The organism is Desulfoplanes formicivorans (assembly GCF_001748225.1).
Taxonomy (GTDB): Bacteria; Desulfobacterota; Desulfovibrionia; order Desulfovibrionales; family Desulfomicrobiaceae; genus Desulfoplanes; species Desulfoplanes formicivorans.
Map to the genome: position 1 here is coordinate 100,204 of NZ_BDFE01000016.1, position 19,401 is coordinate 119,604.

Below are 19,401 nucleotides of genomic sequence, written 5' to 3' on the forward strand. Positions count from 1 at the left end.
GACCATCCTCACGGATCACATGACACAAATACAAGCAAACTTAGGGCCAAATCACAAAAGAGTGGTGTATCCTCATCCGGGCTGCATACTCCTCCAGCAAGGCACCTACCCTGGCTCCAAACTTTGGAGTGTTCCCACCATAATTTGTTGTTCATGGCTCTGTGGCTGATTTCAGAGGCCCATAACGTCTTAATCCTCCGCCAACCATATTCACCTGAATCCCAAACAAGGTGCACAAAAAATTATTGCTTGAATCTGCTCACATCAATTTCCAGCTTTTTGACCCGATGCCACAAACTGCGCACCTGGATGCCCAAAAGTTCAGCCGCGCGCACCTGGACTCCGTGGGAACGTTGCAAGGCATCTTCCACCAGGGTCTTTTCAATTTCCTTGAGGCGATCATTGAGATTCAAGCTCTGCTGATGCTCCATGACAGGAAGAGCCCTCTTCAACGGGGGGGGCAAATGGGCTGGCAGGATCTCTCCTTTTCCGGCCAGAAGGGTGGCCCGTTCAAGACAATGTATAAGCTCGCGCACATTGCCGGGCCAGGAATGAGCCAGAAGCATCTGCCGGGCCTGGTTCGTAATCTTGATCTCTCTGTCTGCACGCTGTGCAAACCAGTCAATAAACAGGGGAATGTCTTCCAACCGGTCCCGCAACGGTGGCAGTTCAACGGGAAAAACATTGATCCTGAAGTAAAGATCCTCCCGGAACCGCTTGTCCCTGACCTCTTGGGGCAAATCCTTGTTGGTGGCGGCAATGACCCGCACATCAACCCTGATGGGTTTGCTTCCGCCCACCGGAATGACTTCCCTGTCCTGCAGCACCCGCAGCAGTTTGGCCTGGGTTTCCAGGGGCATATCCCCGATTTCGTCAAGAAAGATGGTTCCGCCTGATGCCTGTTGGAATTTGCCCTGCTTGGCTGTGGTGGCTCCTGTAAACGCCCCTTTTTCATGGCCAAATAGTTCGCTTTCCACCAGAGTATCGGGAATGGCCGCGCAATTGACCTTGACCAGGGGACCATGTTTGCGCGGGCTGTTGGCGTGAATGCCCTGGGCAGCCAACTCCTTGCCCGTGCCTGATTCTCCCAGAATGAGGGCGGTGGTATCACTGCCTGCCACAACAAGGAGTTGGGAAAACACCGCGCGCATGGCCCTGCTCTCTCCCACCATGTCCGGGAAATGAGTCTTGCTTTCCACCCGGGTGAGCATGTCTGTCACCCCGTCAAGGGCCTGGGTAAAACGCTCCAGCTCATTGCGGGGCGGTGCGTTCTGCTGTGCTGTCGGCACGCGTTCCCCTGGAGACTCCTTTTCCTTGATCTCTTCGATCCTGGAGGCAAAGTCCTCAATGGGGCGTACCATCATGTGCATGATGGCATAGGCAAGGCCAAAGGAGATGGTCCACACGGCCAACCCCCAAAACCGCATGGCCCATGAGGACGGGTCATAATATCCGGCAAGAAGCAAGGCCAGCAAAAAGGAAAGCAGGGAAAACCCGCTAAAAATCACAGGAACCAGAAACCTGAGGCTCAAAACCACACGAGCATTTCTGAAGGGCAAACCAAAGCTCGGCATATGGTGTTCAGACATGAAAACAATTTTTCCGTGACAATCAAAAACAGCCCGTTACATAAAACGATTGCTAGACGTCCCCAACCAATACAGGGTCAAGACAACTGTCCCCTCTTCTACCCTCACATAAAGCGGCCCAGAAGAAAGAGACTCTTTCAGCAATAAACACCCAAAATCCACCTATCGCCACTGCGCCCTGCGTCCTGCGTACTGCGCACTTCCTGTGCCCTGCGCCCACCGTCAGGGAACCTGTCGCCTCTTCCAACCATACATAAAGCAGTCCAGAAGAAAGAACCTCTTTGCAGCAACAAACATCCAAATCCCACGTATAGTCACTGCGTACTGTGCACTGTGTACTGCGCACTTTCTGTTCCCTGCGCCCTGTGCCCTGCGTACTTTTTTAATGCACCATCTTTGTCAAATCCCACATGGGCAAAAAGATGGCCAGGGCAAAAAAGCCCACAACAGCGGCAAGGCCCACAATGAGGATGGGTCCCAAGTTGGTGGACATCTGGGACACGGCATAGGTCACTTCATCGTCATAATGATTGGATACTTCCTGGAGCATCTCATCCAGATTCCCCGACTCCTCACCAATGGCCACCATGTTGACCACCATGGGTGTGAAAAACCGGGCCTGGCTCAGGGGGCCGGAAATTCCCTTGCCCTCCTTGAGGAGTTCCTTGATCTTGTCAAACTCCTTGGAAATGGCTGCATTGCCGATGGTCAGGGAAAGGATGTCCAAAGAGTCCAGGGCCGTGACCCCGCTGGCCTGAAGAATGGCAAAGATGGAGGCAAACCGGGACATGGCCGACTTGGTGAACACCGGACCGACAATGGGGATCTTGAGCAGGACCCTATCCCGCACCAGTCGGCCCTGCGGGGTCCTGAAATAGTACCGAAGTCCCAGTATCAATGCCACGACTCCACCAAGACAGATATACCAATAGGTGGAGATGAATTGGTACAGATACATGCAGATGAGGGTGGGAACCGGCAAGTCGATGTGGGAGGCCTTGAAGATGCCCACGAATTTGGGAATAACAAAGGTGAGCAGGACAAAAAAGGCCACACCAAGGGCAATAAGGACAATGGTCGGGTATTGCAGGGCCGACTTGATATCGCTTTTGACCTTGTGCTCATGCTCCAGAAGATAGATGAGCCGGTTGAGGACCTCGGGCAGGGCGCCGCTGGCCTCACCGGCCTTGAGCATGTTGCAGTACAGGGGCGAAAAAACACGAGGATGCCTGGCAAAGGCATCGGCCAGGGAGGTGCCGCTTTTCACGTTTTCACCGATGTCAGCGATAATCTGCTTGAGCCGTCGATTTTCGGTCTGAGCCTCCATGGTCCTGAAAATTTCCATGATTGATACCCCGGCCTTGAACATGGTCCTGAACTGTTTGGTGAACAGGATGAGTTCCTGGGGTTTGATTTTGGTCAAACGGGTTTGCAATCGCTCCCACAATTCCGAAGACCCGCTGTCCGTAACCACCCGTGTGGGGATATACCCCTTCTCGCTCAGAAGGGCGTTAGCGGCATCGACGCTTTCGGCTTCCAGGGTTCCGGTTATGGTGGACCCAACATCCGTAATGGCCTTGTACGTATATTTCATTGGCTATACCATAACGGCCCGAGTGGCCTCTTCCAGGGTTGTTACGCCTTGCAAAACCTTAAACGCGGCGTCTTCCTTGAGGGTACGAAGGTTACCATTCTTTTGCAGGGTTCTGGTGATTTCCTGGGAAGACGCCCGGTGCAGGATCATATCCTGGACCTGATCGTCATTGACCAGAATCTCGTAAACCCCACTACGCCCCTTGAAACCGGTATTGTTGCATTGGTAGCACCCTTTGCCCCGCACAAAAACAGCATCCTTGACATTGTGCAGCCCCCAGAATTTCAAAAGCGCCGCATCAGGACGATACTCTTCCCTGCAATAAGGACAGACCTTGCGCACCAACCGCTGGGCAATGGTGGCAAGGAGCACCGAAGAAATCAGAAAGGGCTCGATGCCCATGTCCACGAACCGGGTGATGGCCCCGGCGGCATCGTTGGTATGCACAGTAGAAAGAAGGCGGTGACCGGTCAAAGCTGCCTGTACTGCGATATTGGCGGTCTCGTGGTCCCTTATTTCGCCTACCATGACCACGTCCGGATCCTGCCGGAGAATGGAACGAAGGCCACTGGCAAAGGTCATGCCTGCCTTGGAGTTCAATTGGACCTGACGGATATTGCTGACCCGATACTCCACCGGGTCTTCCAGAGTAATGATATTGATATCAGGAGTATTGATCATGCGAAGCATGGCATACAGGGACGTGCTTTTACCACTTCCTGTGGGACCTGTGCACAGCAGCATGCCGTAGGGCTTTTGCAGCACCCGGGTGATTTTGTCCCGATCCGAATCAACCATGCCCAATTCATCAAGGGTATACCCTCCCGCACTCATGTCCAAAAGACGCATGACCACATTCTCGCCATAAATGGTCGGCAGAGTGGAAACGCGGACATTGATTTCCTTGGTCTCCATGGTCACGGTAAACCGACCGTCCTGGGGAATGCGCGTGTTGGCAATATCCATGTTAGCCAGAATCTTGAGACGGGAAACAACCGCCAAGTGAAGGGATTTGGGAGGGGAAGGAATCTCCTGCAGTGCACCGTCAATGCGGAACCGAATCTGTACACTATTTTTCTCAGGACTGACGTGGATGTCCGATGCCTTTTCCCGCACGGCCTGGGACAAAATGGAATTGACCAGACGGATGATCGGGACCTCTGAAGCCATGTCCTCCAAGGAACTGACCGCCACGTCGGCAGTAGCCGAGACCGCGGTATCAACATTGTCTTCCACATCAAGCTGACTGATGTTTTCCATGAGCCCATCCATGCCCGTACGCACACCGTACAAACCAGCAATGAGCTGATTGAGTTCCTGCTCCGTGCAGATGACGGGTTCCACCTCCATGTCGCTTTGGATCTCAATGGCATCTAGGGCGTTGATGTCCATGGGATCGACCATGGCCACCAGCAGAAGGTTGGACTGGGCACGAAGTGGGGCAGCCTTGAATTTGATGGCCATGTCTGCGGGGATGTACTGAATCAGGTCAACATCCAGAGGAAAATCCTGATGTTTGAATTTTTTTATCCGCATCTGCCGACCGATCAAATCAATGGCCTGAGATTCCTTGATAATACTGTTTCGGATCAGGTACTCGCCCAATTTGAGTCCGGTCTTTTTTTGCTCGTTCAGGGCCTGAGTGAGTTGTTCCTCGGTCAGCAGACCTGCCGAAACCAGCATTTCTCCAAGACGCATTCGTTTTCTCAACCTGATATCCTCGCCGTTTCAATATGCCGAGTCGTATTCGACTCAGTCGAAAATCTCACCGTTTGCACGGGGTTGTCATTAGGACCCGGCAGCGGTGTGAAAAAAACATCATTGGCCCATGTGTTCCGATCAATCACCACGGGCTCTTTGTAACGCCCTGACGGATAACTCCTAACAACCCGACTGGCACTCTCTTCATTCAAAAAACCCTGGGCATGCATCAGAGAAAATGAATACCCGTTCTCCCGATTCCAATGAACCACTAGGCACGTATATTCGCTGTCCTGCTCATGAAGACGATACATGGATTCAAGCTCACCCGCATTATCCAGCATCACCCAGTAGCGTCCCCGACCAAAGGGATCCGGCACCGGATCGGGCGTGGGAAAAACCACCTTGGTGCCCACCAGCAGCCGGCCAGGACGATTTTTCAAACCAGGGTTGTGCCCGACCACAACCTGCAACCTGTCCTGAAGGTCTGCCAGGGAAGAAGGGGTATATATTCCCCGAACAAACCGGTACATCACATCGCCGGAACGGACACGGATCACGCCCAAAAACGGGGACGGGAAAACATTGTTCCTGAAAACAGCATCTTCATCCTGAGGAGGAACCGCTCCAAACTTCGAATTGGAAGTTGCCGTAAGCATGGCATCAGCAGCAGTACTGTTTCCTGCGCTCCCGTTATGAGATGCCGTTCCGGCAATCCCATCCGCCTGCTCGGGTACATCAGACGCCATGAATCGGGCCCAAATATCCACCGGCAAAAGGCCCTGGGCATGCCCTACCCATATTCCCGCCATGATCAGCACACTCATGGCCAGGGCACTCTTCCAGGACGTCCGCCGTGATCCAGCACGCGACCGCCCACCCTGCACCGAACTGCCTGCAACCCTGACCATGTCCCACGTGATGCGGGTCTTGCCCTGAATGATCAGGGCAAGGAGAATACGATGACAGATGTGGATCACCTTGCGGGGATACCCCCGGGTCATGCGGTAAGTGAGCCAAAGAGCTGGAAAGGTGAATGATGGCAATCGCCGAACCCCGGGTTGAGCACTTTGCTGCAGGCGGAAACGAATCATGGCCCGCATTTCCCTGAAGGACATGGGTCCGAGATGATACAAAAAATTGATCCGGTCCTGAAAATTCTCCATCTGTTGCAGGGTCTGACCGAATTCCTCCTGGGCAAAAATAACAACCTGAAGAAGCTTGCCCGTATTGGTCTCGTAATTGAGAAGCTCCCGCACTATTTCCAGACAATCCAGGGAAAGTTTCTGCCCTTCGTCAATGAGTAGCACCGAGAGAGTCGACTCCTCCACCCCTGCCGCAAACAGCTGCTTTTTGATACGTTCCTTGCGCTGCCATCTGGAAATCCCCGGCTGGTTGTCCCCGAGCACCATCTTTTCGATGGCCACAAGAAATTCCTCGGCCGAGGCAAAGGACGGGTCAAGAACCAGATGAACACGCACATCACTCTGCCCGTCCAGCCGGCGTACAAGCTCCCTGGAAAGAGTGGTCTTGCCCGTACCCACCCGGCCCATGACCACATTGAGGCCACGGCGGAGATGAATGGCCAGTTCCAGCTGCTGCAGGCAGGTCACATGATGGGCTGATTCGTAAAAAAAAGCCGGATCAGGTGAATTGGAAAATGGCTCCCTTTCCAACTCCAAAAGTGCGAAATAATCCATCAGACATTCTCTCCCGGTCCTACTGGGCGACCTGTTGGCCAAGGGTTGCATCATGAACGGCCAAAGGTGGTTTTCGGAAGGCCTCGGTATGCGTATCCAAAATGGTGGGGGTGACAAAAATCAGAATTTCTTCCATTTCGTCACTTTTACTATTCCCTTTAAACAGCCATCCCAGACCGGGAACATCACCCAGACCGGGAACCTGTGACGTTGCATCGGACAACGTCTGCTTGGTCAACCCGGAAATAACAATGGTTTCATTGTTGCGTACAATAAGATTGGTACTGGTCTGCTTTTTCACGATGGTGGGATTGCCTTCCACTTTGGTGGCCTCACTGAAATCCACTTCATCCTTTTTGACCAGAATCTTCATTTTGAGATAGGTAGAATCAATGACATGGGGCGTAATCTCCAGACGGAGCACCGCGTCCTCGAACTCGACAGTCTTATCCCCGTCGTCATAACTGACATACGGCACCTTGGCACCACTTTCGGTAAAGGCCATGAGATTGTCCATGGTCGTGATGGAGGGACTGGAAAGAATATTGATTTCACCCTTGGTTTCCAGGGCCGTGAGCTGGGCCTCCAGGATGTCACTGGCTGAATTGCCGAGCATGAAATTGAGTCCCAGCCCGTTGGTCCCCATGCCAGGTGCCGCAATGGACCCAAACGGGAAGTTGGAAATCATGCCTTGCCCGCTCTTTCCATCCCCAAAAAGGGCCGTCGCACCGTCTTCTCCCCCCTTGGCACTGCCAATGGTGGCACTGTCCGAACTGCCTGAAAGGTTGTTGCTCCACTTGCCGCCCCATTGCATACCCAGCTCCCTGCCGGTCGTCTTGGTGGCTTCAACAATATATGCCTTGAGGTGGATCTGCTTGGGCGGACGATCCAGAATGGCTATAAGATTGGTGAGCATTTCCATGTCTTCGGACCGAGCCTGGAGGATCAGGGAGTTGCTGTGCACATCCACAAAGACATTGCCCCGATCGGTTTTCTGCTCCGTGCTGACGGAGACATTGCTGGCGGCTGCCCCGCTTGCATCTTCAGTTATGGAACCGGATTTCTTGCTCTCCCCGCCCAGAGCAGAGATAAGCGAGCCCTGAATATCCCAGATATTGGCGTACTTGACCTTGATGACCCGGGTCTTGAGCGGAGCCAGCTTCTTGATGGCCATGTCCTGGCTTGTACTTTTGGCACGCAACGCCTCGATTTCCAACTGCTTTTTCATGTCTTCGATGCTCATAACCCGAATGATATCGCCTTCCCATTCGTATGTCAGGGCATGGGACTTGAGCAGCGCATTAAAGGCCTCGTCCCAGGGGGTTTTGTGAAAACGTACCGTGGCGGTACCCTTGATATTGGTATTGATGAGGATGTTCTGCCGCGCCGCCTTGGCAAGAGCCTGGAGCACGGCGCGAATTTCCGTGTCATGCACATCCAGGGTTGTTGGCATGGTGGGCAGGGGCCGCACGGAGACCGGTTTTTCCTCGCCGGAAAAAACCTCCAGCACGGGATCCGGCTGATCCACATCAATCTTCTCCTGGGTCAGTTCGGGAGAATATCCGCGAGACTCCTGAGCCATTTTCTTCCACTTTTCCATAAAAGGATCTGTGGTCGGTTTCTTGTCAAGACATCCCGTCCCGACCAAAAGCATGGTTACGGCGATCAACGTCCCCGCATACCTCAACATTCTACAGAGAGTCTTGTGTCTTCTGTCTGCTGTTCGCACCATGGATATCTCCAGCTTAATCGATAAGTACTCAAGAGGGCTGATGGGCCCACAACTCACTTGTTGTTCTTGTCATGATAGGGAACGACGATGGTATTGTCCTGGCCGGGACCGGCAATAACCGCCTTTTTGGGCCCTACTTCAAGAAGTCGGTATCCCGGCTCCTTGAGCAGTTCACCTGGTTCGTATTCCCTGCCGTTAATGACCCCGACACAGGTTTTGCCTATGGAAACATACGCTGTATAGCGAAAGGTAACGATCGGCTTGTCACCTTTGACAACGGATTGCTCATTCTTTTCAAGACTCACCTTGCGAAAAGGATCCCGGATCCACGGAGCATTCACCGATTGGATGGCGTATTGCGTGGCATCGGATAGAGCCAGATTACCCATTTCCTTGTTCACGGCTGTTTTGGCACTCTTTGCCTCGGCCAGAGAGTTGTCCGAAACGGATTTCCTGGTACCGGAATCCATGACGAGCATGTATATGCCCGCAACCACGACAACAGCCATGACCACAAGTATTATTTTTTCACGCTTTGACATCGCTTGCCTTCATCCAGATAACAGGTTGAAGAATTAGTGTAACCCGACCCATAATTTCAAACCGTACTCACGATCTTCCGGGATCGACCGGACCTTGATCTGCTGCACGCTCACCAACGAGGGCACCTGCAACAACTGCAGAAGAAATTCCCGAAACCGCAGGAAATCGCCCCGAATGACCACGTCCACCAGCACCATATGCTTTGCCCCGCTAATGGATTCCGGAGAAGGCGTTGCTGCCACGTAATCCATCCCCGTCCGGGTACACAGGGACGCAATGGTATTGCCAAAGGTACTGATATCCTTCTCGCGGGTCATTGTATCCTCGTAGGGGATCAACCTGAATGCTTCCTGGGTCTGCTGCATCTTGAGAAGACGACTATAATCGGGATACAGCTCCTTTTTGACGGCCAGCCGTGTCTGGGCCCGTGCAATCTGCCGATCCAACCGGTTCATGTCCCGAAGCACGGGAAAAAGAAGCAAAAACCCGACAACACCAAGGACAAGCACACCGGCAACAAGGGCCAGGATCGTCTTTTTGGGCAAAATCAGCTTTTGATTACGCATACATCACCGACCACAGGTTAGAGAAAAGATTCAATGTCATTCGCCTCAAGTTCGGAATGACACCATATGAACGACACGGCAGACGCCCCTTATGACATGGTCACACTGACGACAAAATGAATCGTGTCCCCGTTGCCCCCCTGCTCCATCTCCCGACGCTGGATCTCGGGGCTGGTAAACAAAGGAGACTTGTCCAGCATGACAATATAATTGGAAAGATACGAGTCCTGCATGCCGGACTCGCCCGTGACATAACCGTCAATGATAAGAGATCCCGGCTTGTCTCCATTCTCCCCGTTGCTGGTGAGAATACTGGAAATCTCAATGGTGTGCGGCGTAAGGGTGGCAATCTCGGCAAACGCTGCAACAGGTTCAAATCGCTGACGGTATTTCTGCAGATAGTCATGGCGGTCCTTGACGGCGGCAAGCAGATTTCTGGTCCCTGTTGGCGTGATTTTTTCCGGATACGAGGCCAATTCCTGTTCCAGGGAATGGTACTCGGCCACCTTGTGACGACGTTCCTTGCTTGCCCATGCAAAAACCACCAATAGTGCGGCAAGAAGGACCACAAAGCCCATGGCCATCTTTTTATGCAGGGAAGCAAGACGTTTGTCCCGAATACGATCGCGAAATCCATGGAGAAGATTGGAAGCAGGATCAGAGGAAGAAAGCGCAGCAGCACAGGCATCTGCATAACCGAACCGATCCCAGGGAGATTTGGGAATGGGCGTTGCAACTGACAAACCGGGCAGGGCAAAGGGGTCCAGAATTTCCGCTTCCATATCCAGCTGGGCCCCGACATAGTTCACCAGCGGCGTGAAATTGGCGAGTCGGCCCACAAACACGAGTTTGACCGGAGCGGGAATCTGCATGGTGGTACGGAAATAGGCAAAGGTCCTTTCTATTTGACTCACCAGACGACGTGCAGCCGGTTCAATGAACTCCATGATATCCGTGGACGGATTTTCCTCCAAGGTTTCTCCCTGGCCCTGCTGAAAATAGGCATGCAACAATGCCAGGGCCTCCTGGTCGGTCATGGTGTTTGGAGCAACCACCTTTGGGCTGCCGTCATCAGGTGTTTCTTCATCCTGAGTCAGGAGCATGGCTGAATGTTCCCGGATGGCATCGACAAAACTCACCTCGCCGGTCTTGATGCGACGGCTGAATGCCAGGGCATTCTTATGATACAGATCAATCCGGCTCCATTGCGACTTGACATCAACAACCGCCACGATGCCGTTGTCCGTGGTCCCGGTCTGACCCAAAAGATTGCCCGCGCAAAGGGGAAAGGTGGCAATCCCCGAAAGGGAAACGCCCAGCTTGTCGTAAAGGGCCTGCACTTCGCGCATTTTTGTCCTGGGCACAGCATAGGCACCAAAGCGGTTTTTATCGATCCCCTTTTCCGTGCACTTATCAATAAAATAGTAATCAAACACGACCTCGGCTTCATCAAAGGTCTTTTTCTTTTTGGCAGCCCAGTAGACAGCGTTGGGTATTCCCTTGGAGTCAACACTCCTCGGTATGGAGACATTCCAGAAATCTATGGAATCGGAAGCAAGGATGGCCCAGTTCCTGGTTTTTTTCATCTGGAACGTTGCAACAATGTTTTCCTTGCTCAGCATGTCGTATGCAGTGTCCCAGTCGAGATCCCGGTCCGTGTTGTTGGCAAGAAAACGATAAGCAACAAGACGTTTTACCGCATGGACCCGCTCCACGGCGAAAACATGAATCCCCTCTTTGGCAACAGAAAGACCCACAGTTGTCTTGCCGGGATCAAACACGACAGAAGTTACCGCAGAAGTACGCCGAATCCGAATATCTTTTCCAGCCTGTCCGACAACATCCTGTGTGAGGTCCTTTTTACCGCGTATGATTTCGAGTAGATTGTCCGTAGAAGAAATATCCTTGTTTGGCATTATCTGTTCTCTCGTTTTTTCAATAGGTACTCGGGAAACACTATCCTGACACAAACCAGACCATACGGGCTGACACACCAGTTTGACACAAAACAAGTGCGTCCAGTCTGCAACATAAAATAAAAAGTCTTCAAAACAAAGACAATCACACTCCGCTTACCTTAAGACAAAGGATACAATAACTGAACCAAATTTATACCAAACGAGTTCATATCCTACAAAAATTCCAACAACAAGCCAATTTATTAATATTTTTTTACCGATTTTATTACATGTTGCATGACATTCGTCTCATTGCTGCCGATTTTTTATACTTTTTTTGGGAATCGGGCACTAAAACAGTCACGAATAACTACTGTTACACATTGTAATTATTGAAGAAATATATTTCAAACTCGTCCAGTTAAACATTGCTCGAAATTTATTAAGAAAACGCGTAGAAAATAATCCGAACTCACAGATTAAAATTGATTGCCCCCAATACCTCAGGATTAGTATCGTAATACTTCGTAATCTTTTGAATTTGAATCTATATAGCTGTTACTTCGAAGAAACAGGCGAACCTAAAACAACGTACGATTCAAGTAGAAAATCTTTATGGTCTTTCATGTGTGTTCAACAAGAAAAAGTACAAAACAAAACCCAAATAAGGTGCACTCCAAGGACATCTTGGAGTCTTGTTTGAACATAATGTACCACATATATGAAGATGTGCCAAGGACAGTCTTTCCTTTGCCGCCTGACACAAACGTTTTTGTCCAACTTTTTAAGATTGCTTAAGGCCCTACGGAAATTGACTGACTTGACCGTGTCTGGGAAGACATCGCCCACAAGAGAACATAGCTTGATGAGCATATAGTATTCTGACAATTTCCGTGGGTATCCGAAAAGGCACAAACCTCCCCATGCTACATCCAAAAATGACAGGACTGTTCTCGCTTCGTGCACAATGTTTTGATAGAGCCGAAACCAAAAAACCTTGCATATGTAACAAGGTATCAAGGACATACCCTTCAAGAAAGGGTGAACGGATCAAATGACCAACAGTCAAACAATATGAGCAAACAGACTCAAAATGCCATACGTTTCTTGAATTGATTTAAAAAAACGTGGTACGACTTTTTTTGAAATGAACCTGCCCTTGTCTTGACATTTACGCCCATATGATCGCAATGCACCCGGTATACACAAAATGGCATAAACACCATCAACACACAGGTACTCAAATGAGTGTCATCAAACACGTGACAATCACGGCAGCCTTTTGCAAAAAAGAATCACAACGATTCTGGGATACAAAAGGCAAAACATGGTGGAGCTGCGGCAAAACCTTTTCCACTCTGGCCTGCAAAGCCATCCTTGAAGACGCTTTTGGCGGCCAAGAGCATATTGAAACTTTTTGCTACGAGGCACAGAGCGATGAACGGCTCATAAGCAGGGGATGCCAACAACTTACACGATAGTCCAACCTGACTGACCGGGCTTCAGCGAACTGTCGAAATTTCTTGCCGTCCACTCGATACATCCCGTGCCTAGAGCAATCAGACAGTCTGGATCACGACAATGCACTTAAAGTCATAAAAGCAGTTGAACTCGGGTCCATTTCCGTTTATATGATGAGGTAATCAAGACAAAGGGTTTCAACATAAGCATTCCAACACTGGTTTTGTCCAAACGACCATCAAACCCATCGAGTCGATCATGCATACTCATCATCAACAATCCACAGACATGCCCCGTTTTTCATGCGAACCCAACCCGAACAAGCATGCCAAGGACTTTCGTGAAACAGCCGTGGCCTTCAAGACAACCCTGCAGGCAGCCTTCAGGCTGATCAAGGATCTTGTCGTTCTGACATGGGCATTCATCAAGCTTGCTGCGCTTCGATTCTGGGAAATCAAGGGACGCTGCTGGTGGTCCGTGGCCAGGGATTTCAGCAAACAGGGGTTGAGTGCCGTCAAGAAAGACGCGTTCAACGGATAAATGCGTTGCTGGGGATCACCGCAGCATGCGCGTATTCGTGTCCGCCGCCTGAACCGGCACGTCGAACCAGCACATGCCCGATGCCGTGTTTGAAATTGCCCCGTACCATCTGTTGTACTCAAAGGAGTTTGTCGTGATAAAAAATATTGTGGTAGGTCTTCTGGGTTTTATCTTTGTTTTGGGACTTCTGGGTTTTTTGTTCTTTGGTGCCAAGCTGGGGGATGTTTTCCTGCCCATGCTCGTGTGCGCGGGAGGTATCGTGGCTATTGAACTCTATGCCAACCGCGAAGAATAATCACCTTTGTTGTTGCTTAATCACCCCCCTCGATTGAAACCATCAGGACGCGGTCATCTTCCATGATGACCGCGTCCTGATTTTTAAGTGTGTCGGGGCAAAACCCTGTGCAAAACAATGGCACCCAAGACACACGAAAACAGCGATCCAAGCATGATCCCGATGCGATTGATGGACGTACACAACCGGCACCCCTCCATCTCAAAAGCCAACGAACCGATGAACAGGCTCATGGTGAATCCCACTCCGCAAAGAATCGCCACGCCATAAATCTCCTTCCAGGAAAGTCCCGCAGGCAGGTGTACGAGACCCGCACGTACGGCCAGATAGAGGAATCCGAAAACTCCTGCCTGTTTGCCAATGAAAAGTCCAGCCATGATTCCAAGGGGCACGGGGTGTAGCAGGGAAGAAAGCCCCATCCCACCTAGGGGGACTCCGGCATTTGCAAAGGCGAACAAGGGGAGAATGAGGAAAGTGGACCAGGGATGCAGGGTATGCTCGAGCCGCATGGCTGGCGAATGTTCTATACCTTCCCTGACCCGCAATGGAATGGCAAAGGCAATGACCACCCCGGCCAATGTGGCGTGGATGCCGGACTTGAGGACAAAAATCCACAAGATGGTTCCAACGATCAGATAGGCTCTTGGCCTTGTCACCCCCAACAGGTTCATGGCAAAGAGCACGCCAATGGCCACACAGGCCAGGACCATAGACAATATGGACAGGGCGCCGGAATAGAAAAGGGCAATGACAATGATCGCGCCGATATCGTCCATGATGGCCAGGGTGAGCAGAAAAAACTTGAGGGCAATGGGTACCCGCCGTCCAAAAAGGGTCAAAATGCCCAGGGCAAAAGCAATATCCGTGGCCATGGGGATGGCCCACCCGTGCAGGGCCGCTGGATCGGCAAGATTGAACAGGGCATAAATGAGCGCCGGAACGACCATCCCTCCCAGAGCCCCGATGCTCGGGAACATGACCTGGCTCAGGCTTGACAACTGACCTTCGAGCAGTTCCCGTTTGATCTCAAGACCGACCAGCAGGAAAAAAACAGCCATCAGTCCGTCATTGATCCACAAGACAAGGGGTTTGGCCAAAATGAGCTGGCCGATGCTTACCTGCACGGGGATGGTCAAAAAATACGTGTACCACAAGGCCAGTTGCGAATTGCTGAACCACAAGGCCAAAACCGTGGCCACCATGAGCAGAATGCCGCCAGCAGCTTCCAACCGGGCAAAATCAGCAAAGAACTGTCGGGTCCGCGATGCAAGCTTGTTCATGAAGATCATTCCTGCTAAGGTTACTTTCCCATGTAGTTTGTACCGTGATTTTCCAACCGCCAGGCAACACATGTTCTGCTGGACAATCTGTTTATGCTATCATCTTGAACCAATAGATTCAACCGCTGTTTCAGGAGATCATCCCATGTCGACCCATCCTCTTGCAGGCCGCAAGGCTCCGCGTAACATCCTGCCGGATATTCCGGCTCTTGTTGCTGCATACTATGAACACATCCCTGATGCCGCGGATGCACACCAGCGCATCTCGTTCGGCACCTCGGGGCACCGCGGCAGCTCCCTCAAACAAACCTTCAATCAGAACCACATTCTGGCCATTTGTCAGGCCATCTGCGAGTACCGCCGGGTTCAGGGATACACCGGCCCCCTTTTTCTGGGCAGGGATACCCACGCCCTTTCCCAACCGGCCACCATGACCGCTCTGGAAGTATTTGCCGCCAACAGCGTTGAAACCGTCATCCAGGCAGATAACGGCTATACTCCCACGCCGGTGATATCCCATGCCATTTTGACCCATAACCGAAACCGGACATCCGGCCTTGCCGATGGCGTGGTCGTTACCCCTTCCCACAATCCGCCGGAAGACGGCGGATTCAAATACAACCCGCCCAACGGAGGCCCAGCAGATACCGACACCACCAGATGGATTGCCGACAGGGCCAACGAACACCTGGCCAACAAACTCATGGGAATCAAGCGCCTCCCATATGCCAGGGCCCTGGCCAGTCACCATGTGCATGCGTACGACTTTGTCATGCCCTATGTGCGCGATCTGGCAACCATCCTGGACATGGAAGCCATACAACGAGCCAGACTCAAGATCGGGGTCGATCCCATGGGAGGGTCGGGTATCGGATTCTGGGAGCCCATTGCCGAGGAGTATGGTCTTGATATCGACGTGGTCAACAAGAACGTGGACCCGACCTTTTCGTTCATGCGCGTGGACAGGGACGGCAAAATCCGTATGGACTGTTCCTCGCCCTATGCCATGGCCGGGCTCATCGAACTCAAGGACCGTTTTGACATCGCCTTTGGCAATGATCCCGATTATGACCGCCACGGCATCGTGACCAGACAGGCCGGACTCATCAAGCCCAATGACTATCTGGCCGCTGCCATCTCCTACCTTTTTTCCACCCGAACCGGATGGAACAGCCATCTTGCCATGGGCAAAACCATGGTCACCACGTCCATGATCGACCGGGTAGCCGGCGCCATGGGACGAAACGTGGTGGAGGTTCCTGTGGGCTTCAAGTGGTTCGTGCCCCATCTGCTTGAGGGAACATGCGGATTCGGCGGTGAAGAAAGCGCCGGGGCCTCTTTCCTGCGCAAGGATGGTACAGTCTGGACCACGGACAAGGACGGCATCATCATGGATCTTTTGGCCGCGGAAATGACGGCCGTGACGGGCAAGGATCCGGCCACCCTGTACAAGGAGCTGGAAGACCGATTCGGCACCCCGGTGTACCAGCGGATCCAGGCTCCGGCCAGCCATGAGCAGAAAAAAGCCCTCAAGCAATTGTCTCCGGACATGGTCAAGGCAACAACCCTGGCAGGAGAACCCATTCTTGCCAAACAGACCCGGGCAGCAGGCAATGATGCTCCCTTTGGGGGCCTCAAGGTGGTTGCCCCAAATGGCTGGTTTGCAGCCAGACCTTCGGGCACAGAAGAAATTTACAAGATATATGCCGAGAGTTTCAAAGGGGAAAACCATCTGCAGGAGATCCTGGACCAGGCCCAGGAAATGGTGAACAAGGCCCTGGCATAACCTAGAAGCGCCCCTCTGGGCTGATTTGTGCTCAGATTTGTGCTCATGGCCGGCTTGCCCTGTTCCGTACGGTTTGCAACTCTCTCGCCGGCCTCGTACCATCAAGCCGTTGCTCAATAAAAACAAACCGTATGGGCAAGATGTCAGGCAACGGCTTGATGAACGATGCCTGGCTCGCTCAGACAGTCAAACCGCCCGGAACAGGGCAAGCCGGCCATCATATTCCAGATACCAGCATGATAACAACTGTGCCTTGAGGCACCTCTCCCCATCATCTCTATCATCCAAACGAAAAGACCCGCCATAATGACGGGTCTTTTTCTGCGCACTGCGCACTGTGTACTGCGTACTGAGCATTGCGTACTTTTGTTTTTTTTTACTTGATAAACAGCATCTCCTGGTAGGTCGGCAGGGGCCAGAGATCATCGGCCACCACATCCTCCAGGGCGTCTGCACATTCCCGGACCTTGAGCATGGCCGGGATAACCTTGTCACCCATGTACCTGGCTTTTTCCAAGGGATCTTCCATCTCTGTTTCCAAAAGGACTTCAAGTTCACCAATGGCCTTTTTCAGGCTGCGCATTTTATCGGTGACATCCTCCAGAACCGCCATTTCATAGTCCATACCAACCGACTTGAGGCTCGCACAGGTATCAGCCAGTTCACGCATGTAGCGCACGGCCGCCGGAAGGATCATGGTTTTGGCCATTTTCACCGTCAAAAGCCCCTCAGTGACCAGATGCTGGCCATATTGCTCGAGATAGACTTCCTGACGGCTGGCCAATTCCCGTTCGCTGAAGATCCCGTACTTGGTAAACATCTCGACAACAGGCGCTGACGTCAACACAGGCAGGGCATCAACAGCGGTTTTGAGGTTGGGAAGCCCGCGCCTGGCCGCTTCTTCCTGCCATTCCTGGGAATAGCCGTTCCCGTTGAAAATGATGTTTCCGTGTTTGGTGATGATCTCCTTGATAATCCCAAGGACAGCGTTTTTGAAGGCTTCGGGAGTACTTAGATCCATGGCCTCCAGCTTGGTGGCAATGTAATCCAGGGATTCGGTCAACAGAGCATTGATGGACACCAGAGGGCCGGCAATGGACAGGTTGGAGCCAACGGCCCGGAACTCGAACCGATTGCCGGTAAAGGCAAAGGGACTGGTCCTGTTCCTGTCGCCGGCATCCATGGGCAGCGGAGGCAGGGTGTCCACACCCACACGAAGTTCGCCCTTGGTCTTGCATCCGTTGCACGTGCCCTTTTTGATCTGTTCGAAGATATCGGTCAGCTGCTCGCCCAGATAAATGGACATGATGGCTGGCGGTGCTTCATTGGCCCCCAGGCGATGATCATTGCCTGCCGTGGCCACAACAGCCCGCAAGAGATCCCCGTGCAGATGCACGCCGCGAATGATGGCTGCACAAAAAAGCAAGAACTGCAGATTTTCGTGGGGTGTTTCACCTGGATCGAACAGACTTCCTAGGGACTTGGTACCTATGGAATAATTGAGATGCTTGCCCGATCCGTTGATCCCGGCAAAGGGTTTTTCGTGCAGCATGCAGGCCATGCCGTGCTTTTTGGCCACACCCTTGAGGGTGGTCATCACGGTCTGATTGTGGTCGTTGGCCAGATTGGCCTGCTCATAGAGGGGAGCGATCTCGAACTGGCCCGGTGCGACTTCGTTATGCCGGGTCTTCACGGGCACGCCAAGTTTATACAGCTCATGTTCCACATTCATCATAAAGGAAAGAACACGCTCGGGAATGGCACCGAAATAATGATCATCAAGTTCCTGGCCCTTGGCCGGCTTGGCTCCGAACAGGGTCCTTCCGGTGAGCTGCAGATCCGGGCGTTCAAAATAAAAATTGCGATCCACCAGGAAATATTCCTGCTCGGGTCCGGCAAATGATTGAACCTGTTCATCCAGGTCACGTCCAAAAAGGGCCAGGACCCTTTTGGCCTGGGCATTGAGGGCCTGATTGGAACGCAAAAGAGGGGTTTTCTTGTCCAGGGCCTCACCTGTCCAGGAGACAAAGGCCGTGGGGATGCACAAAAACGTGCCATTGGGATTTTCCAGTATGTACGCAGGATTGGTTACGTCCCAGGCCGTATACCCCCGGGCCTCGAAGGTAGCCCGAAGACCGCCCGAGGGGAAACTGGAAGCATCCGGTTCCCCCTGAATGAGGAGCTTGCCACTGAATTCGGCCAGAGCGCCCCCCTTGCCGTCCGGTGTAAGAAACCCATCATGCTTTTCCGCGGTGAGTCCGGTCAGGGGATAAAAAACATGGGTATAATGGGTCGCGCCCTTGGAAACGGCCCAGTCCTTCATGGCCGATGCCACAGCGTCAGCCATGGAAGGATCAAGCTTGCCTCCGGTCTCAATGGTCTTCTTGATGGAAGCAAAAACATTCTTGGGAAGACGCTCCTCCATGACCTTCAGGCTGAACACATTGGACCCGAAAATCTCGCCGACCCCCTTTTCCGCATAGTTGAGGGGCGCGGAAGCGGGCGTATAGTTGGTCACAGCCTTGATGGCGTCTTGTCTCGATTGATTGCCACTCATGGAAATATCTCCTTTGAACATAAGAGGGTGTGCATGCGCCCGCGCCGGCGGGACACAGAAAAAATCATCAATAATACAGGATCTAACAACTTACAGACCAAATTGCATAAACTCATTAAAAACAAGATGTTATATCCAGAACCATCGCTATTCGCGGAA

Annotated in this window: 14 protein-coding genes; 4 read left to right on the top strand and 10 right to left on the bottom strand. The window is 52.2% G+C overall.

The genetic code is table 11. The features are described from left to right. Positions 1 to 242: 242 nt before the first annotated feature. The 8 genes from DPF_RS08445 to DPF_RS08480 form a co-directional block, all read right to left on the bottom strand. Entirely contained in the window at positions 243 to 1,589 is a 1,347-nt protein-coding gene (locus tag DPF_RS08445; protein ID WP_083254582.1) for a sigma-54 interaction domain-containing protein, read from the bottom strand. Between the two features lie 382 nt (positions 1,590 to 1,971). Further along, complete coding sequence (locus DPF_RS08450; RefSeq protein WP_069859031.1) at positions 1,972 to 3,183, bottom strand: type II secretion system F family protein; 1,212 nt, start codon at positions 3,181 to 3,183, stop codon at positions 1,972 to 1,974. A 3-nt stretch (positions 3,184 to 3,186) separates the two neighbouring features. Further along, complete coding sequence (locus DPF_RS08455; protein ID WP_069859033.1) at positions 3,187 to 4,881, bottom strand: GspE/PulE family protein; 1,695 nt, start codon at positions 4,879 to 4,881, stop codon at positions 3,187 to 3,189. Positions 4,882 to 4,889: 8 nt separating this feature from the next. Next, positions 4,890 to 6,584: an ExeA family protein gene (locus tag DPF_RS08460; RefSeq protein WP_069859035.1), complete on the bottom strand. Its 1,695-nt coding sequence runs from the start codon at positions 6,582 to 6,584 to the stop codon at positions 4,890 to 4,892. Positions 6,585 to 6,603: 19 nt separating this feature from the next. Next, a complete protein-coding gene (gene pilQ / locus DPF_RS08465) occupies positions 6,604 to 8,166 on the bottom strand; it encodes a type IV pilus secretin PilQ (RefSeq protein WP_176724213.1) in 1,563 nt (520 codons plus the stop codon). 203 nt (positions 8,167 to 8,369) lie between these two features. Beyond that, the gene (locus DPF_RS08470; protein WP_069859040.1) at positions 8,370 to 8,858 is read right to left on the bottom strand and encodes a hypothetical protein; all 489 of its coding nucleotides are present in this window, start codon (positions 8,856 to 8,858) and stop codon (positions 8,370 to 8,372) included. Positions 8,859 to 8,891: 33 nt separating this feature from the next. After that, positions 8,892 to 9,425 (bottom strand): hypothetical protein, encoded by a 534-nt coding sequence (locus tag DPF_RS08475; RefSeq protein ID WP_069859042.1) that lies wholly within the window; start codon positions 9,423 to 9,425, stop codon positions 8,892 to 8,894. 89 nt (positions 9,426 to 9,514) lie between these two features. Further along, a complete protein-coding gene (locus DPF_RS08480; RefSeq protein WP_069859044.1) occupies positions 9,515 to 11,341 on the bottom strand; it encodes a hypothetical protein in 1,827 nt (608 codons plus the stop codon). A gap of 1,226 nt (positions 11,342 to 12,567) precedes the next feature. On the opposite strand from DPF_RS08480, the gene DPF_RS08485 reads away from it, so the two are divergent. From DPF_RS08485 to DPF_RS14070, 3 genes are all read left to right on the top strand, one after another. Then, entirely contained in the window at positions 12,568 to 12,804 is a 237-nt protein-coding gene (locus tag DPF_RS08485; protein ID WP_069859046.1) for a hypothetical protein, read from the top strand. 238 nt (positions 12,805 to 13,042) lie between these two features. Continuing rightward, on the top strand, positions 13,043 to 13,324 hold the full coding sequence (locus DPF_RS08490; protein WP_069859048.1) for a hypothetical protein: 282 nt from the start codon (positions 13,043 to 13,045) through the stop codon (positions 13,322 to 13,324). A 133-nt stretch (positions 13,325 to 13,457) separates the two neighbouring features. Continuing rightward, positions 13,458 to 13,619 carry a hypothetical protein gene (locus DPF_RS14070; protein ID WP_176724214.1) on the top strand — a complete coding sequence of 54 codons (162 nt, stop codon included), beginning with the start codon at positions 13,458 to 13,460 and terminating at the stop codon, positions 13,617 to 13,619. Positions 13,620 to 13,702: 83 nt separating this feature from the next. On the opposite strand, the gene nhaA is transcribed toward DPF_RS14070, so the two are convergent. Beyond that, on the bottom strand, positions 13,703 to 14,899 hold the full coding sequence (nhaA, locus tag DPF_RS08500; RefSeq protein ID WP_069859052.1) for a Na+/H+ antiporter NhaA: 1,197 nt from the start codon (positions 14,897 to 14,899) through the stop codon (positions 13,703 to 13,705). Positions 14,900 to 15,044: 145 nt separating this feature from the next. On the opposite strand from nhaA, the gene pgm reads away from it, so the two are divergent. Beyond that, a complete protein-coding gene (gene pgm, locus DPF_RS08505; protein ID WP_069859058.1) occupies positions 15,045 to 16,685 on the top strand; it encodes a phosphoglucomutase (alpha-D-glucose-1,6-bisphosphate-dependent) in 1,641 nt (546 codons plus the stop codon). Positions 16,686 to 17,061: 376 nt separating this feature from the next. Here the strand turns inward: pgm and DPF_RS08510 are convergent, their stop codons facing one another. Continuing rightward, positions 17,062 to 19,242 carry a glutamine synthetase III family protein gene (locus DPF_RS08510; protein ID WP_069859059.1) on the bottom strand — a complete coding sequence of 727 codons (2,181 nt, stop codon included), beginning with the start codon at positions 19,240 to 19,242 and terminating at the stop codon, positions 17,062 to 17,064. Positions 19,243 to 19,401 lie beyond the last annotated feature (159 nt).

Excerpts from the sequence above, each read along its gene's own strand:
- DPF_RS08445 (WP_083254582.1), bottom strand. The coding sequence starts at position 1,589 with ATGTCTGAACACCATATGCCGAGCTTTGGTTTGCCCTTCAGAAATGCT.
- DPF_RS08450 (WP_069859031.1), bottom strand. The coding sequence starts at position 3,183 with ATGAAATATACGTACAAGGCCATTACGGATGTTGGGTCCACCATAACC.
- DPF_RS08455 (WP_069859033.1), bottom strand. The coding sequence starts at position 4,881 with ATGCGTCTTGGAGAAATGCTGGTTTCGGCAGGTCTGCTGACCGAGGAA.
- DPF_RS08460 (WP_069859035.1), bottom strand. The coding sequence starts at position 6,584 with ATGGATTATTTCGCACTTTTGGAGTTGGAAAGGGAGCCATTTTCCAAT.
- pilQ (WP_176724213.1), bottom strand. The coding sequence starts at position 8,166 with ATGGCTCAGGAGTCTCGCGGATATTCTCCCGAACTGACCCAGGAGAAG.
- DPF_RS08470 (WP_069859040.1), bottom strand. The coding sequence starts at position 8,858 with ATGTCAAAGCGTGAAAAAATAATACTTGTGGTCATGGCTGTTGTCGTG.
- DPF_RS08475 (WP_069859042.1), bottom strand. The coding sequence starts at position 9,425 with ATGCGTAATCAAAAGCTGATTTTGCCCAAAAAGACGATCCTGGCCCTT.
- DPF_RS08480 (WP_069859044.1), bottom strand. The coding sequence starts at position 11,341 with ATGCCAAACAAGGATATTTCTTCTACGGACAATCTACTCGAAATCATA.
- DPF_RS08485 (WP_069859046.1), top strand. The coding sequence starts at position 12,568 with ATGAGTGTCATCAAACACGTGACAATCACGGCAGCCTTTTGCAAAAAA.
- DPF_RS08490 (WP_069859048.1), top strand. The coding sequence starts at position 13,043 with ATGCATACTCATCATCAACAATCCACAGACATGCCCCGTTTTTCATGC.
- nhaA (WP_069859052.1), bottom strand. The coding sequence starts at position 14,899 with ATGAACAAGCTTGCATCGCGGACCCGACAGTTCTTTGCTGATTTTGCC.
- pgm (WP_069859058.1), top strand. The coding sequence starts at position 15,045 with ATGTCGACCCATCCTCTTGCAGGCCGCAAGGCTCCGCGTAACATCCTG.
- DPF_RS08510 (WP_069859059.1), bottom strand. The coding sequence starts at position 19,242 with ATGAGTGGCAATCAATCGAGACAAGACGCCATCAAGGCTGTGACCAAC.